The sequence below is a fragment of the Amycolatopsis sp. YIM 10 genome (assembly GCF_009429145.1).
Lineage (GTDB): Bacteria > Actinomycetota > Actinomycetes > Mycobacteriales > Pseudonocardiaceae > Amycolatopsis.
On sequence record NZ_CP045480.1, the window covers coordinates 8,334,528 to 8,352,663 of the forward strand.

Annotated in this window: 1 protein-coding gene (running past one end of the window); it reads right to left on the reverse strand. The window is 71.1% G+C overall.

Features of this window, described 5'->3' with window-relative positions:
- Nucleotides 1-18,136 carry the 3' portion of a type I polyketide synthase gene (locus tag YIM_RS39285; RefSeq protein ID WP_153035194.1) on the reverse strand. 11,453 nt of this gene lie beyond the right edge of the window, so the window shows 18,136 of its 29,589 coding nt (coding positions 11,454-29,589); the start codon falls outside the window, past its right edge; it ends in the stop codon at nucleotides 1-3.

An 18,136-nucleotide genomic window follows, 5' to 3' on the forward strand; every position in this document is an offset into this window, starting at 1 on the left:
TCAGGACCTGCCCAGCTCCTCGTCCAGCAGGGCGAACACCTCGTCGTCCGAAGCGGAGTCGAGGTCGATCTCGGCGTCCTGGCCCTTCGCCCCGGCACGCAGTGAGGCCCACCGCGTCCGCAGGACCTCCAGGCGGCCCGCCACCTGCTTGAACGTCTGATCGTCGACCTCGGCCCGGCCGATCGACTGCTCCAGTTTCGCCAGCTCCGACAGCAGCGACGCCCCGGCGTCCACAGTGGATTCCGGCACCAGCTGACCCCGCAGCAACGCCACCAGCTCGGCCGGCGTCGGGTAGTCGAACACCAGCGTCGCGGGCAGCTTCAGCCCGGTCGCGCCGGTCAGCCGGTTCCGCAGTTCGACCGCGGTCAGCGAGTCGAAGCCCAGCTCCTTGAACTGGCGGTCCGGCTCCACCTCGCTGCCGTCGGCGTATCCGAGCACCGCGGCGACCTGCTCGCGCACCAGCGCCATCAGCGCTTCCTCGCGTTCCACGTCGCTCAGGCCCGCGAGCCGCCGCAGCAGGGTGTCCGCCGTCTCCACCCCGGCCGCCGACCGCTTCGCCCGCGTCCGGATCAGCCCCCGCAGCAGCGGCGGCACCTCCGGCTGCGTCCGCAGCACCGAAAGGTCCAGCCGCACCGGCAGCAACACCGGCTCGGCCGCGGCCAGCGAGGCGTCGAACAGTGCCAGACCCTGTTCGACGGTCACCGCCGGCATCCCCGACCGCGCCATCCGGTCGGCGTCGGCACCGGACAGCATGCCCGTCTGCGCCCACGCGCCCCAGCCCAGCGACAGCGCCGGGAGCCCGAGGTCGCGGCGGTGCGCGGCCAATGCGTCCAGCCAGGCGTTCGCGGCCGCGTAGTTGCCCTGGCCCGCGTTGCCGAACACCCCGGCGGCGGAGGAGAACACCACGAACGCCGACAGCTCACCACCGAACGAATGCAGGTTCCACACCGCGTCGACCTTCGGTGCCAGCACCGCGCTCAACCGCTCCGGCGTCAGCGACCCGATCGTGCCGTCGTCGAGCACACCCGCGGTGTGCACGACCGCCCGCACCTCGTGCCGTCCGAAGAGCGCGGCAACCGCCTCCCGGTCCGTCACGTCGCAGGCTTCGACCGCCACCGACGCGCCCAGCCCGGTCAGCTCGGCCTCCAACTCGGCAGCACCCTCGGCGGCCGGGCCGCGACGGCTGACCAGCAGCAGGTCGGTGACTCCGCGCGCGGTGACCAGGTGCCGGGCCAGTTCCGCGCCCAGCCCGCCGGTGCCACCGGTGATCAGCACCCGACCGTCCCACTCGATCGCGTCCGAAGTAGACGGTGTGCTCGCCCGCGCGATCCGTGGCACCAGTGCGAGCCCGTCCCGGATCGCCAGCTGCGGTTCCTCCACGGTCAGCGCCTGCGGCAGCACCGCCACCGCGAGCCCACCGGCGTCGAGATCGATCAACCCGAACCGGCCGGGGTTCTCCGACTGCGCCGAGCGCACCAGACCCCAGATCGCCGCGGTGGCCAGGTCCGGCGAGTCGCCTTCCTCGGCGGCCACCGCACCTCGCGTGACAAAGATGAGCCGCGAATCGGCGAACCGCTCTTCGGCGATCCACTCCCGCAGCATGCCCAGCACCCGCGCGCCCACCTCGTGCGCCGAGGCCACCACGTCCTCGGTACCGGTGATCGGCGCGACCACCGTGCCAGGCACTTCCCCGTCCACAATGGATGAGAGATCGGCGTAGGGCTCCCCGGCGGCCAGGCTTTCCGCGAGCCCGAGTTCGTCCGGTCCGACCACCGCGGTGGCGACCATGCCCGGCTCCATCGCGGCAGGCACCCAGTCCAGCTTGAACAGCGAGTCGCGAGCCACGTCGTCGAGCTGGTCCGTGGCGACCCCGCGCACCACCAGTGATGCGATCGAGGCGACCGGCTGACCGGAGGTGTCGGCCGCGGCGATCGACATCGTGTCGCCCGCGGTCCGGATGCGGACCCGCAGCGTGCGCGCCCCGGTCGCGTGCAGTGAGACGCCCTCCCAGGAGAACGGCAACCCACCTTCACCGGAACCCGCCAGCAGCGAAGCGTGCAGTGTCGAGTCCAGCAGTGCCGGGTGCAGGCCGAAGCCGTCGACCGGAACTTCCTCGTCCAGCTCGACCTCGGCGAAGAGATCCTCGCCGTCCTTCCAGACCGCCCGGAGGCCCTGGAAGACCGGGCCGTATCCGAAGCCGATCTCGGCGAACTTCTCGTAGCAGCCCGACACGGACACCGCTTCCGCACCGGCGGGCGGCCAGACGGTCGCGTCGAATTCGGCGTGCTCCACGCCCTCGGCGAGCGAGCCCGTGGCGTGCTCGGTCCACGGCAGGTCGACCGCGTCCTCGGGCCGCGAGTACACCGCGACCGGGCGGGCGCCCGACTCGTCCGGCGCGCCGACCGACACCTGGACCTGCACCGCCCCGGACTCCGGCAGCACCAGCGGCGCGGCCAAGGTCAGCTCCTCGATGCGGTCGCAACCGAGTTCGTCACCCGCTCGCAACGCCAGCTCGACGAACGCGGTGCCCGGCAGCATCGGCCGCCCCATCACCGCGTGGTCGGCCAGCCACGGGTGCGAACCGAGCGAAAGCCTGCTGGTGAACAACACGCCCTTCCCGGCAGCCAGTTCGACGGCCGCGCCCAGCAGCGGGTGCTCCATCGAGACCAGCCCGAGCCCGGACGCGTCCCCGCCCCGGCCGGCCGAACCCGAGGGCCAGAACCGCTGGTGCTGGAAGGCGTAGGTCGGCAACTCCACCTGTCGTGCTCCCGTTCCGGCGAAGACACCCCGCCAGTCGACGTCCACCCCGGTCACGTGCAGCCTGGCCAGCGCGGTCAGCACGGCCTGGTCTTCGTCGCGGCCCTTGCGCAGCAACGGAACCAGCACCGCGTCCTCGGGCGCGGATTCGGCGGCCATCGCCGAGAGCACCCCGTCCGGTCCCAGCTCCAGGAACGCGGTGACCCCGTCGGCCACCAGGGTTTCCACGTTGTCGGCGAAGCGCACCGCGTCCCGCACGTGCCGCACCCAGTACTCCGGCGAGGTCACGTCACCACTGGCCACCACCGGGATCCGCGGTTGCTCGAAGGAAAGCTCGGCGACCACCGCGCGGAAGTCGTCCAGCATCGGGTCCATCAGCGGCGAGTGGAACGCGTGCGACACCGGCAGGCGGCTGGTCTTGCGGCCGTCGGCCTGGAACTTCGCCGCGATCTCGGTCACCGGCTCCTCCGCCCCGGCGACAACAAGCGACGTCGGGCCGTTGATCGCCGCGATGGACACCTGGTCGGTGAGCAGCGGCGTGACCTCGTCCTCGGTGGCCTGGATCGCCACCATCGCCCCACCGGCGGGCAATGCCTGCATCAGGCGGGCTCGCGCCGAGATCAGCTTGCACGCGTCCGCCAGGGAAAGCACCCCGGCCACATGCGCCGCCGCGACCTCGCCGATCGAATGCCCGGCGAGGTAAGCGGGCTTGACACCCAGCGACTCCGCCAGCCGGAACAACGCCACTTCGAGCGCGAACAACGCCGGTTGCGCGTTCCCGGTCTGGTTCAGCGCTTCCTGGTCGCGACCCCACATGACGTCGCGGACGTCCAGCTGCGACAGCACCTCGTCCAGCGCCGAAGCGAATACCGGGTACCGGTCGTACAGCTCCTGTCCCATGCCGATCCGCTGCGAGCCCTGACCGGAGAACAACACGGCCAGCGTGCGGTCTTCGGCCTCACCGCGCGCCGCTTCGACAACACCGTCCTCAGTGGACAGCAGCACCGCGCGGTGCTCGAAGGTGGACCGCTGGGTGATCAGCGAAAGGCCCACGTCGACCGCCATCCGGCCGTCCGCGAACTCGCTGATCCGCTCGATCTGCCCGTCCAGCGCGCCCGCCGTCCTGGCGGATACCGGCAGCGGGACGACCTCGGGCTCGATCTCGGGAACTTCGAGGGCCTCGGTGGTCCGCGGGGCCTGCTCCAGGATCACGTGCGCGTTGGTCCCGCTGATGCCGAACGAGGACACCGCCGAGCGGCGCGCCCGGCCCACCTCCGGCCATTCGGTGACGTCGGTGAGCAGCTCGACCGAACCGGCTTCCCAGTCCACATGCGACGACGGCGTGCCGACGTGCAGCGTCTTCGGCAGCGTGCCCTGCCGCATCGCCATGACCATTTTGATCACGCCGGCGACACCGGCCGCGGCCTGCGTGTGGCCCAGGTTCGACTTGACGGACCCGAGCAGCAGCGGGTGCTCGCGCTCCTGCCCGTATGTGGCCAGCAGCGCCTGCGCCTCGATCGGGTCGCCGAGCGAGGTACCGGTGCCGTGGGCCTCCACCGCGTCGACGTCCGTTGTGGACAGACCGGCCGAAGCCAGCGCCTGCCGGATCACCCGCTGTTGCGACGGGCCGTTCGGCGCGGTCAGCCCGTTCGACGCGCCATCCTGGTTCACCGCCGAGCCACGCACGACCGCCAGCACCTGGTGCCCATTGCGGCGAGCATCCGAAAGCCGTTCCAGCACAACCAGGCCGACACCCTCCGACCAGCCGACCCCGTCGGCGTCGTCGGAGAACGCCTTGCACCGGCCGTCCGGTGAAAGGCCGCGCTGACGCGAGAACTCCACCAGCGCCGACGGCGTCGACATCACCGTGACGCCACCGGCCAGCGCCAGCGAGCACTCACCGGCCCGCAGCGCCTGCATCGCCCAGTGCATCGCGACCAGCGACGACGAGCACGCCGTGTCGATGGTGACCGCCGGGCCTTCGAAGCCGAAGGTGTAGGCGACCCGGCCGGAGGCCACGCTCGGCGAGGAACCGGTGCCCTGGTGGCCTTCCATGTCCCCGCCGCCCATGCCGGCGCCGTAGTCGTTGTACATCACCCCGGCGAACACGCCGGTCGCGCTGCCGTGCAGCGAGGTCGGGTCGATCCCGGCCTGCTCGACCGCCTCCCATGCGGTTTCCAGCAGCAGGCGCTGCTGCGCGTCGGTGGCCAGCGCCTCGCGCGGGCTCATCCCGAAGAACGCCGGGTCGAACTCGCCCGCGTTGTGCAGGAAGCCGCCGGAGCGCGAGTACGAGGTGCCGGGGTGGTCGGGGTCCGGGTGGTACAGCCGGTCGAGGTCCCACCCGCGGTCGGTGGGGAACCCGCTGATCGCGTCGGTGCCGTCGAGCGCGAGCTGCCACAGGTCTTCCGGAGAGGAGACCCCGCCCGGGTAGCGGCAGGCCATGCCGACGATGACGATCGGGTCGTCGGTGACCACCTTGGTGACCTGTTCCGGGACGGCCACCTCCGCGCCGAGCAGTTCGTCACGCAGGTAGCCGGCGAGCGCGCCGGTGTTCGGGTAGTCGAAGACCAGCGTCGCGGGCAGCCGCAGCCCGGTCACCGCGCCGAGGCGGTTTCGCAGTTCGACCGCGGTCAGCGAGTCGAAGCCCAGCTCCTTGAACTGGCGGGTCACCTCGATCTTGGTGCCCTCGGCGTGCCCCAGCACCGCCGCGACCTCACCGCGCACCAGTTCCATCAACGCTTCGGTCCGGCCGGCGGTGTCCAATGCGGACAGTCGCTGGACCAGCGAGGCGGCCGTCTGCGAACCGGCCGCCGACCGCCGCGAGCGGGTGCGGATCAGCCCGCGCAGCAGCGGCGGGATCTCCGGCTGGGCCCGCAGCACCGGCAGGTCGAGCCGGACCGGCATGACCATCGCGGCCTCACCGGGCAGCGCCGCGTCGAACAGCGCCACGCCCGTTTCGGCATCGATGGCGGGCATGCCCGTGCGCGCCATGCGCTCGGCGTCGGAGGCGACCAGCATGCCGGTGCCCGCCCAGGCACCCCAGGCCAGCGACAGACCCGGGAGCCCGGCGGCGCGCCGCTGCTCGGCCAGCGCGTCGAGGAACGCGTTGGCGGCGGCGTAGTTGCTCTGCCCCGGTGTGCCGAACACCCCGGCGGCCGAGGAGAACACCACGAACGCCGACAGCTCGCGGTCCCTGGTCAGCTCGTGCAGGTGCCAGGCGGCGTCCACCTTGGGGCGGAACACCAGGTCCAGCCGCTCGGGCGTCATCGAGGGAAGCACACCGTCGTCGAGCAGACCGGCGGTGTGCACCACCGCGGTCACCGGATGCGCGTCGAGCAGGGCGGCCACGGCGTCGCGGTCGGCGACGTCGCAGGCCACCAGGTCGACGTTCGCGCCCCTGGCTTCGAGATCGGCGACCAGATCGGCCGCGCCCTCGGCGTCGTGCCCACGGCGGCTGACCAGCACCAGGTCCGTCACGCCGTGCTCGGACACCAGGTGCCGCGCGAGCACCCCGCCGAGCCCGCCGGTGCCACCGGTGATCATCACGCGGCTGCCGTCGGCCCAGTCGAGGCGCTGCTCGGGAGCCACCACCCTGGCAATCCGCGGCGCGAACAGCTGCTCCCCGCGGATCGCGAGCTGCGGTTCACCGGCGGCCAGCGCGCGGGTCAGCAGCTCACCATCGCCGTCCACCAGCGAGAACCGGTCCGGGTTCTCCGCTTGGGCGACCCGCACCAAGCCCCAGACCGCCGCGGTGACCGCGTCGGGCACCTCGCCCTCGGCGGCGGCGACCGCGCCTTCGGTGACGATCGCCAGCTTGGCGTCGGCGAACCGGTCGTCCGCGAGCCAATCCTGGAGCAGGCCGAGCACGCGCCCAGTCACCTCACGCACCGCTTCCGGCGCTTCCCCGGCGACGGCGCCGACGCGGGCGATCACCACTTCGGGAACGTCCACAATGGAGGCGAGCGAATCGGTCAGCTCGGCGGTCAGCGGCCCCTGGTCGGGCACCGCGACCGAGGTCCAGTCGACGGTGAACAGCGAATCGGCCGTGCTGTCCGTGCTCACAGTGCTCATCACGTCAGCGGCCTTCAGCGCCAGCGTCTCCACCGACACCACCGCACCACCGGACGGGTCGACGGCCGCGATCGAGAGGCCGTCGGCCTTGCGGGTCAACCGGACCCGGAGTGCCGAAGCGCCGGTCGCGTGCAGCGACACGCCCTCCCAGGAGAACGGCAAGCCGCCTTCACCGGAACCGGCGAGCAGCAACGCGTGCAGCGTGGCGTCCAGCAGCGCCGGGTGCAGGCCGAACCCACCGGCTTCGACAGGCAGTTCCACCTCGGCGAACGTGTCCTCGCCGCGCTGCCAGACCGCACGCAGGCCCTGGAACACCGGACCGTAGGCGAACCCGGTCTCGGCGAACGCGTCGTAGCAGCCTTCCACCTCAACGGGTTCGGCGTCGGCGGGCGGCCATTCCGCGGTGTCGAAAGCGACCGGCCGCTCACCCTCGGCCAGCACACCGGTGGCGTGTTGCGCCCACGGCTGGTCGACGGCGCCTTCCGGCCGCGAGTACACGGCCACCGACCGGCGGCCCGACTCGTCGGGCGCGCCCACCGCGACCTGCGTCTGCACCGCTCCGCGGTCCGGCAGCACCAGCGGCGCGGCGAGGGTCAGCTCGTCGATGCGGTCGCAGCCGACCTCGTCCCCGGCCCGCAGCGCCAGCTCGACGAACGCCGTGCCGGGCAGCAGGACCTGGCCCATCACCGCGTGATCGGCGAGCCACGGGTGCGAGCCGAGCGAAAGGCGGCTGGTGAACAGCAGGCCTTCGCCCTCGGCCAGGTTGACCGCGGCGCCGAGCAACGGGTGCTTGATCGACTCCATGCCCAGGCCGGACGCGTCACCGGGCCGGGAGACCACCGGCGGCCAGTACGACTGGCGGCGGAAGGCGTAGGTCGGCAGGTCCACGCGCTGGGCACCGGTACCGGCGAACAGCGCCTTCCAGTCCACCCGAACGCCATTGACGTGCAGGCGGGCCAGCGCGGTGACCGCGGCCAGCTCCTCGTCGCGGTCCTTGCGCAGGATCGGCACGGCGATCGAGTCGGGCGCGACCTCGGCGGCCATCGCCGAAAGCACGCCGTCCGGGCCGATCTCGACGAAGTGCGCGTCGCCTGCGGCCGCGAGGTTGTCGGCGAACCGCACGGTGTCCCGGACGTGGTTCACCCAGTAGTCCACTGTGGTCACGTCGCCGGTGGTGCGCATCGGAATGCGCGGCTCGTTGAGCGTGATGCCGTCGATTGCGGCCCGGAACTCGGCGAGCATCGGGTCCATCAGCGGCGAGTGGAACGCGTGGGACACCTTCAACCGCGAGGTCTTCTCGAACCCGGCCGCGATCTCCAGCACCGCGGCTTCCTCACCCGCGATGACCACACTCGACGGACCGTTCACCGCCGCGATCGACACACCCCCGCGCAGGGTGATCTCGTCCTCGGACGCCTTGACCGCCACCATCGCACCACCAGTCGGCAGTGCCTGCATCAACCGCGCACGAGCGGAAACCAGCGTGCACGCGTCTTCCAGACCGAGCACCCCGGCCACGTGCGCGGCCGCGATCTCGCCGATGGAGTGGCCGACCAGCTGGTCCGCCCGGACACCCCACGACTCCAGCAGCCGGAACAGCGCCACCTCGATGGCGAACAACGCGGGCTGCGCGTTCCCGGTCTGGTTCAGCGCTTCCTGGTCCTCACCCCACATGACCTCGCGCACGTCGAGGTGTTCCAGCACCTCGTCCAAGGCTTGAGCGAACACCGGGAACCGCAGGTACAGCTCCCGGCCCATGCCGATCCGCTGGCTGCCCTGGCCGGTGAACAACAGCACCGTCGGGCGGCTCGCCGCCGTGCCACGGGCCACCTCGTCGATACCGTCCTCAGTGGACAACAACACCGCGCGGTGCTCGAAGGTCGACCGCGTGGTCGCCAGCGAGTAGCCGATGTCGACCGGCGTGCGGCCGTCGGCGAACTCCGCGATCCGCTCGGCCTGGGCGTCCAGCGCCTCGGCCGACTTCGCCGACACCGGCAGCGGCACCACCTCGGGATCCACCTGCGGTGCCTCGATGGTGCGCGCGGGCTGCGGCGGCTGCTCCAGGATCACGTGCGCGTTGGTGCCGCTCACGCCGAACGAGGAAATGCCCACCCGTCGCAGCTTCTCGTCCTGCGGCCACTCGGTGACCTCGGTGAGCAGTTCGACCGATCCGGCTTCCCAGTCCACATGCGACGACGGCGTGTCCGCGTGCAGTGTCTTCGGCAGCAGCCCCTGGCGCAGGGCCATCACCATCTTGATCACCCCGGCCGCGCCGGCGGCCGCCTGGGTGTGCCCGAAGTTCGACTTGATCGACCCGAGCAGCAACGGCCGCTCGCGATCCTGTCCATAGGTTGCGAGCAGCGCCTGCGCCTCGATCGGGTCACCGAGCGTGGTGCCGGTTCCGTGCGCCTCCACCGCGTCGATGTCGTGTGTGGACAGTCCGGCCGAAGCCAGCGCCTGGCGGATCACGCGTTGCTGCGACGGACCGTTCGGCGCGGTCAGGCCGTTCGACGCGCCGTCCTGGTTCACCGCGGAACCCCGGACCACGGCGAGAATCGGGTGCCCGTTGCGCTTGGCGTCGGAAAGCCGCTCGACCACCAGCAGACCGGCGCCTTCGGACCAGCCCACACCGTCGGCGTCGTCGGAGAACGCCTTGCACCGTCCGTCCTCGGAAAGCCCGCGCTGCCGCGAGAACTCCACCAGCGCCGACGGCGTCGACATGACCGTCACACCACCGGCCAGCGCCAGCGAACATTCCCCGGCACGCAGCGCCTGCGCGGCCAGGTGCAGTGCGACCAGCGAGGACGAGCACGCCGTGTCGACGGTGACCGCCGGGCCTTCGAAGCCGAAGGTGTAGGACAGGCGACCGGAAACCACGCTCGGCGAGGTGCCGGTGCCCTGGTGCCCTTCGAAGTCACCGCCGTGCAGGATCGACGAGTAGTCGTTGTACATCACCCCGGCGAACACGCCGGTCTGGCTGCCCTTGAGCGAAAGCGGGTCGATCCCGGCGCGCTCGATCGCCTCCCACGAGGTCTCCAGCAACAACCGCTGCTGCGAGTCGGTCGCCATCGCCTCGCGCGGGCTCATCCCGAAGAACTCGGGGTCGAACTCGCCGGCGTTGTGCAGGAACCCGCCGGAACGCGTGTACGCGGTGCCGGGGTGGTCGGGGTCCGGGTGGTACAGCGCGTCCAGGTCCCAGCCCCGGTTCGACGGGAACTCGGTGATCGCGTCGGTCCCGTCCAGCACCAGCTGCCACAGCTCGTCCGGCGTGGTCACCCCGCCGGGGAAGCGGCAGGCCATGCCGACGATGACGATCGGGTCGTCGGTGACCGCCCTGGTGACCTGCTCCGGAATGACCACCTCGGCGTCGAACAGCTCGTCGCGGAGGTGGGCGGCCAGCACCACCGGGGTCGGGTAGTCGTAGACCATGGTGGACGGCAGGCGCAGACCGGTCGCACCACCGAGGCGGTTGCGCAGCTCGACCGCGGTCAGCGAGTCGAACCCGATCGACTGGAAGGTCTGCTCGCGATCGACCGCCTCGGCCCCGGCGTGCCCGAGCACCGCCGCGACCTCGGTGCGGACCAGCTCCAGCAAACTTTCCATACGACCGTTCGTATTCATTGCGGACAGCCGCTGGATCAGCGAGTCCGCCGTCTGCGAACCGGCGGCCGACCGCCGCGAACGGGTGCGGATCAGCCCGCGCAGCACCGACGGGATCCGGCCGAGCGACCGCAGCGTGGCCAGGTCCAGCCGCAGCGGCACGACAACCGGGTCCCCTGTGGACAGTGCGGCGTCGAAGAGGGCCACGCCGTCCTCGACGGTCAGCGGCGGCATTCCCGTGCGCGCCATGCGTTCCGCGTCCGAAGCGACCAGCATGCCGGTACCCGCCCAGGCGCCCCACGGCAGCGAGACCGCGGGCAGTCCCCCGGCCCGCCGCTTCTCGGCCAGCGCGTCGAGGAAGGTGTTGGCCGCGGCGTAGTTGCCCTGCCCGGCGTTGCCGAAGATCCCGGCGACCGAGGAGAACAGCACAAACGCGCTCAGCTCGCGGTCGCGGGTCAGCTCGTGCAGATTCCACGCGGCGTCCACCTTGGGCCGGAACACGAAGTCCATGCGGTCGGCGGACAGCGAGCCGATCACGCCGTCGTCCAGCACCCCGGCGGTGTGGATGACCGAGTCGATCGGGTGCTCGGCGAAGACCGCGGCGAGGGCCTCCCGGTCGGCCACATCGCAGGCGACCAGCTCGACCGACGCACCACGCGCGGTGAGGTCCTCGACCAGGTCGTCGGCGCCCTCGGCGTCGTGGCCGCGGCGGCTGACCAGCAGCAGGTTCCGCACGCCGTGCTCGGACACCAGGTGCCGGGCGAGCACACCGCCCAGGCCGCCGGTGCCACCGGTGATCATCACCAGACCGTCGGGGTCCCACGCGAACCGCTCCTCCGGCGCGGGCACCCTGGCCACACGCGGGGCCAGCACGGCACCGGCCCGCAGCGCGACCTGCGGTTCGTCGGTGCCGAGTGCCTGGGTGGCCGCCGAATCGGTGTCCAGGTCGATCAGCCCGAAGCGGCCGGGGTTCTCCGACTGCGCCACGCGGACCAGGCCCCACACCGCGGCCGTCGCCACGTCCGGAACGTCACCGTCGACGGCGGCGACCGCGCCACGGGTGACAAAGGCCAGACGCGAATCGGCGAACCGCTCGCCGGCCAGCCATTCCTGGAGCAGCCCGAGTACGCGGCCGGTGACCACACGCGCGTCGTCGCCGGTGACCGGCACCAGCACGACTTCGGGCACCTCGGCCAGATCGGCCAGTTCGCCGGCCAATTCCACTGTGGACGGAGTCTCACCGGAAGCGGATACCGGCGTCCAGGTCAGCTTGAACAGGGAATCGCGTTCGATGCTCTGTTCGGCGAGCTGCTCGGTGGACACGGCCCGCACGATCAGCGATTCGATCGACGCGACCGGCTGACCGGAGGTGTCGGCCGCCGCGATCGACACGGCGTCCCCGTCCCGCTTGAGCCACACACGCAGCTTCGACGCGCCGCTCGCGTGCAGCGAGACACCTTCCCAGGAGAAGGGCAGCCCGGCGCCACCGTCACCGGAGGCCGCGAGCAGCGAGGCGTGCAGCGTCGAGTCCAGCAGCGCGGGGTGGAGTCCGAAGGCGGCCGGTTCGGCGGCCTCGGGCAGCGCGACCTCGGCGAACAGCTCGTCACCGCGCTGCCACACCGCTTCGAGGCCTTGGAACACCGGGCCGTACTCGAATCCGGCTTCGGCGAACTTGTCGTAGCACCCGGCCACTTCGAGCGCTTCCGCGCCGGCGGGTGGCCAGGCGGTCGCGTCGAACCGGGCGGTGTACTCACCGACGGCCAGCACACCACTCGCGTGTTGCGTCCACGGCAGGTCGACGGCGTCCTCGGCGCGGCTGTGGATGCTGATGGTGCGGCGGTCGTGCTCGTCCGGAATTCCGACGCGGAGCTGCACCTGCACGGCACCGTCCTCGGGCAGGACGAGGGGCGCGGCCAGGGTCAGTTCCTCGATGCGGTCGCAACCCAGCTCGTCCCCGGCACGCACGGCCAGCTCGACGAACGCCGTACCCGGCAGCAGCGTCCGGCCCATCACCACGTGATCGGCCAGCCACGGGTGCGACTTCAGCGACAGGCGGCTGGTGAACAACGCGCCCTCGTCGTCGGCGAGTTCGACCGAGGCGCCGAACAGCGGGTGCTTGACCGACTCCATGCCGAGGCCGGAAGCGTCGCCCGGCCGGATGACCACCTTCGGCCAGAAGCGCTCGCGCTGGAACGCGTAGGTCGGCAGATCGACCTTGCGCGCTCCGGTGCCCGCGAAGAACCTGGCCCAGTCGACCGCGATGCCATTGACGTGCAACCGAGCCAACGCGGTGAGGAAGACCGGTTCCTCGTCACGGTCCTTGCGCAACACCGGAACCGCGACCTCGGCCATCTCGGCGGCCATCGCCGACAGGGTTCCGTCCGGCCCCAACTCCAGGTACGCGTGGTCAGGGCTCAGGTTGTCCACGAACCTGACGGTCTCGCGCACATGCCGCACCCAGTACTCCGGCGAAGTCACCTCGCCGGGCATCGGGATGGTCGGCTCGTTGAACGTCAAGCCCTCGATGGCCGCCCGGAACTCGTCGAGCATCGGGTCCATCAACGGCGAATGGAACGCGTGCGACACCTTGAGCCGAGAAGTCTTCTCGAAGCCGGATGCGATCTCCAGCACCGCAGCCTCGTCCCCGGCAATCACCACCGAGTTCGGCCCGTTCACCGCCGCAATCGACACACCCTCAGTCAGCGCGACTTCATCCTCGGTGGCCTTGATCGCCACCATCGCGCCACCGGTTGGGAGAGCCTGCATCAACCGCGCTCGCGCACTGATCAGGGTGCACGCGTCTTCGAGGCTGAGCACACCGGCCACATGCGCCGCCGCGACCTCACCAATCGAATGCCCGGCCAACGACTGCGGCCTGATGCCCCACGACTCAACCAGCCGATACAACGCCACTTCCAGCGCGAACAACGCAGGCTGCGCATTCCCCGTCTGGTTCAGCGCCTCCTGATCATCACCCCACATCACCTCACGAACATCGAGGTGCGCAAAAACCTCATCCAACGCGGCAGCGAACACCGGGAAGCGGTCGTACAACTCTCGACCCATCCCGATCCGCTGCGAACCCTGACCAGCAAAAACGATGCGCAACGGCCGCTCGACCGCCGAACCCCGCGCCACCTCGGCGCCATCGAGCAGGACCGCGCGGTGGTCGAAGGTCGCCCGGCTGATCAGCGAGTAGCCGACATCCAACGGCGACTCGTCGACCGCGCGAACACGCTCGATCTGCGCGTTCAGCGCACCTTCCGTACGCGCCGACAGCACCCACGGCACCAGGCCCGGTTCCTCGTCGCGGCGTTCCGGCACCACCATGGGCGGCGCCTGCTCCAGGATCACGTGCGCGTTGGTCCCGCTGAACCCGAACGAGGACACCGCCGCCCGGCGGGCGCGCTCGCTCCGCGGCCAGTCCGTGGCCTCGGTGAGCAGGTCCACCGAACCGGCTTCCCAGTCCACATGCGACGACGGCGTGTCCGCGTGCAGGGTCGGCGGCAACACCCCGTGCTGCATCGCCAGCACCATCTTGATCACGCCCGCGACACCGGCCGCGGCCTGCGTGTGGCCCAGGTTCGACTTGATCGAGCCGACGAGCAGCGGCCGCTCACGGTCCTGCCCATACGTCGCCAGCAGCGCCTGCGCCTCGATCGGGTCACCCAGCGTCGTGCCCGTGCCGTGCGCCTCGACCGCGTCAACGTCCTGAGTGGACAGACCAGCCGAAGCCAGCGCCTGCCGGATCACCCGCTGCTGCGACGGACCATTCGGCGCGGTCAAACCATTCGACGCACCATCCTGGTTCACCGCAGAACCACGCACCACCGCGAGCACCTTGTGCCCATTGCGCCGGGCATCCGAAAGCCGCTCCAGTACCACAAGACCGACGCCCTCGGACCAGCCCACTCCGTCGGCGTCATCCGAGAACGCCTTGCACCGGCCGTCGACCGCGAGACCGCGCTGCCGCGAGAACCCGATGAACGCGCTCGGCGTGGACATCACCGTCACACCACCGGCCAGCGCCAGCGAGCACTCCCCCGACCGCAACGCCTGCATCGCCCAGTGCATCGCCACCAACGACGACGAGCACGCCGTATCGACCGTGACCGCCGGGCCCTCGAAGCCGAAGGTGTACGACACCCGGCCGGAAACCACGCTGGAGGACGCACCGGTCCCCTGGTAGCCCTCGTTGTCGCCGCCACCGTCCAAAATGGAGACGTAGTCGTTGTACATCACGCCGGTGAACACCCCGGTCTGGCTGCCCCGCAGCGCATTCGGGTCAATGCCCGCGCGCTCCAGCGCTTCCCAGGAGCTTTCCAGCAACAACCGTTGCTGCGAGTCGGTCGCGAGCGCCTCGCGCGGGCTCATCCCGAAGAACGCCGGGTCGAACTCCGCCGCGTTGTGCAGGAAGCCGCCTTCACGCGTGTACGAGGTGCCTGGGTTGTCGGGGTCCGGATCGAAGAGGTTGTCCAGATCCCAGCCACGGTCGTCGGGGAACTCGGTGATCGCGTCGGTGCCCTCGGACACCAGGCGCCAAAGTTCCTCCGGAGTGGACACTCCACCGGGGAAGCGGCAGGACATTCCGACGATCGCGATCGGGTCGTCCGCGACCACCTTGGTGGCCTGCGCCGGGATGACCACGTCCGCGCCGAGCAGCTCGTCACGCAGGTAACCGGCCAGCACGGCGGCGGTCGGATAGTCGAAGACCAGCGTCGCGGGCAGCCGCAGCCCGGTCACCGAGCCGAGGCGGTTGCGCAGTTCGACCGCGGTCAACGAGTCGAAGCCCAGCTCCTTGAACGGCCGGGCCGGGTCGACCGCGGCACCGTCCACATGGCCGAGCACGCCGGCCACCTGACCGCGCACCAGGTCGAGCAGGATCTCGGCGCGCTGGTCCTCGCCGACCGCCAGCAGGCGGCCCACCAGCGAGGCCGCGGTCTCCGAGCCCGCGACCGACCGCCGGGCCCGCGTCCGGATCAGGCCGCGCAGCAGTGGCGGGACCTCCGCCTGCGCCCGCAGCACCGGCAGGTCGAGACGCACCGGCAGGACCACCGGGCGGTCACCGGCCAGTGCCGCGTCGAACAGCGCGACCCCGAGTTCCGGGTCCACCGGCGGCATCCCGGACCGGGCGAGCCGGCCGCCGTCGGCACCGGCCAGCATGCCCGTCTCCGCCCAGGCGCCCCAGGCGAGCGAGACCGCGGGCAGCCCTTCGGCGCGACGGCGTTCGGCGAGAGCGTCGAGGAAGGCGTTGGCCGCCGCGTAGTTCGCCTGCCCGGCCGCGCCGAAGACCCCGGCGGCCGAAGAGAACACCACGAAGGCGGACAAATCGCCGGTCAGCTCGTGCAGGTTCCACGCCGCGTCGACCTTGGGCCGGAGCGCGGTGTCGAGCCGGTCCGCGTCGAGCGAGCCGACCGTGCCGTCGTCGAGCACGCCGGCGGCGTGGATGACGGCCTTCACATCGTGCTGAGCCAGCAACGCGGCAAGTGCGTCCCGGTCGGCCACATCGCAGGCAGCCACCTGCACGTTGGCGTCCAAATCGGACACATCGGCCTGACCGCGGCGGCTGACCAGCAACAGGTTCCGCACGCCGTGCTCATCCACCAAATGACGAGCGATCGCGCGACCGAGGCCACCGGTACCGCCGGTGATCAACACCAGTTCGTCCGGGTCCCAGGTGAACGACTCCTGCGGCGTGATCCGGCCGAGCCGCGGCACGAGCACCTGACCGTCGCGGACCGCGACCCGCGGTTCGTCCACCCCGAGCGCTTCCGGCGACGCCTCACCTTCGATCAGCCCGAACCGGCCGGGGTGCTCGGACTGCGCCGAACGCACCAATCCGGCAACGGCGGCTGTCGCCAGGTCGGCGGGATCGCGGAGCACGAAGATCAGGCGGGAGTCGGCGAACCGCTCGTCGGCCAGCCACTCCTGCACCAGTGCGAGGGCCTCGGCCGTCGCGGCGTGGGTTCCGCCGACCACGTCACCGGAGGGCTCGACCGGCAGCAGCACCAGGTCCGGCACGTCCACAATGGACGCAAGTCGGCCGTCGACGGTGATCGCGGTCCGCTCGGTCGCGGTGGCGGTGACCGGGGTCCACTCCACCGCGAACAACGCGTCGCGCTCGGCGCGGTGCTGGTCGAGCTGATCCGCCTCCACCGCCCTGACCAGCAGGGATTCGATGGACGCGACCGGCTCGCCCGCGGTGTCGGCCAATGCGATGGCCACCGCGTCGTCCCCGGCCGGGGTCAGCCGCACGCGGAGGGCGGTGGCGCCGGTGGCGTGCAGCGACACGCCCTCCCAGGAGAACGGCAGCCCGCCCTGGCTCAACGGGCCGAACCCGGCCGCGTGCAGGGTCGCGTCGAGCAGGGCCGGGTGCAGCCCGAACCCGTCGCGGTCGGCTTCCTCGGGGAGCGCGACCTCGGCGTAGGTGTGCGCACCGTGCCGCCAGACCGCCTTGAGGCCCTGGAACACCGGGCCGTAGTCGAAACCGTTCTCGGCGAACTGCTGGTAACAACCGTCGATGTCGACCGGTTCGGCACCCGGTGGCGGCCAGGTCGTGGCGTCGAAGTCGGCGCGCTGCTCGCCGGTGGTCAGCACACCGGTGGCGTGCTGCGTCCACGGCAGGTCGACGGCGTCCTCCGGCCTGCTGTGCACGGTCAGCGTGCGACGACCGTGCTCGTCGGCACCGACACGCAACCGCAGCTGCAGCGCACCCTGTTCGGGCAGCACCAACGGCGCGGCCAGTGCCAGCTCGTCGACCCGATCGCAGCCGAACTCGTCCCCGGCGCGCAACGCCAGCTCGACGAACGCCGTGCCGGGCAGCAGCACGCGGCCCATGATCGTGTGGTCCTCTAGCCACGGGTGCGACCACAGGGAAAGCCTGCTGGTGAACACCACGTCGCCCTCGGCGAGTTCCACCGCGGCGCCGAGCAGCGGGTGGTCCACCGAGCCGAGCCCGGCGCCACGCACGTCACCCGGCCCGCCGAGCGCCCGCGACGGCCAGAAGCGCTGGTGCTCGAAGGCGTAGGTCGGCAGCTCCACGCGTCGCGCGCCGGTTCCGGCGAAGAACTTGGTCCAGTCCACGCGGGTGCCGTTGACGTGCAGGTTCGCCAGCGCGGTGACGATCGCGGCTTCCTCGCCGCGGTCCTTGCGCAACACCGGAACCGCGACTTCAGCCACCTCGGCGGCCATCGCCGACAAGGTGCCGTCCGGCCCCAACTCCAAATACGCGTGGTCGGGGCTCAGGTTGTCCACGAACCTGACGGTCTCGCGCACGTGCCGCACCCAGTACTCGGACGACGTGACCTCGCCGGGCATGGAAATGCTCGGCTCATTGAAGGTCAGACCCTCGATCGCCGCCCGGAACTCGTCGAGCATCGGCTCCATCAACGGCGAATGGAACGCATGTGACACCTTGAGCCGAGAAGTCTTCTCAAACCCAGCCGCGATCTCCAGCACCGCAGCCTCATCCCCGGCAACCACCACCGAGTTCGGCCCATTCACCGCCGCAATCGAAACCCCGTCCACAAGCGGGATCTCCGCCTCAGTGGCCTTGATCGCCACCATCGCGCCACCAGTCGGCAACGCCTGCATCAACCGCGCCCGCGCACTGATCAGGGTGCACGCGTCCTCAAGGCTCAACACCCCGGCCACATGCGCCGCCGCGACCTCACCAATCGAATGCCCAGCCAACGACTGCGGCCTGACA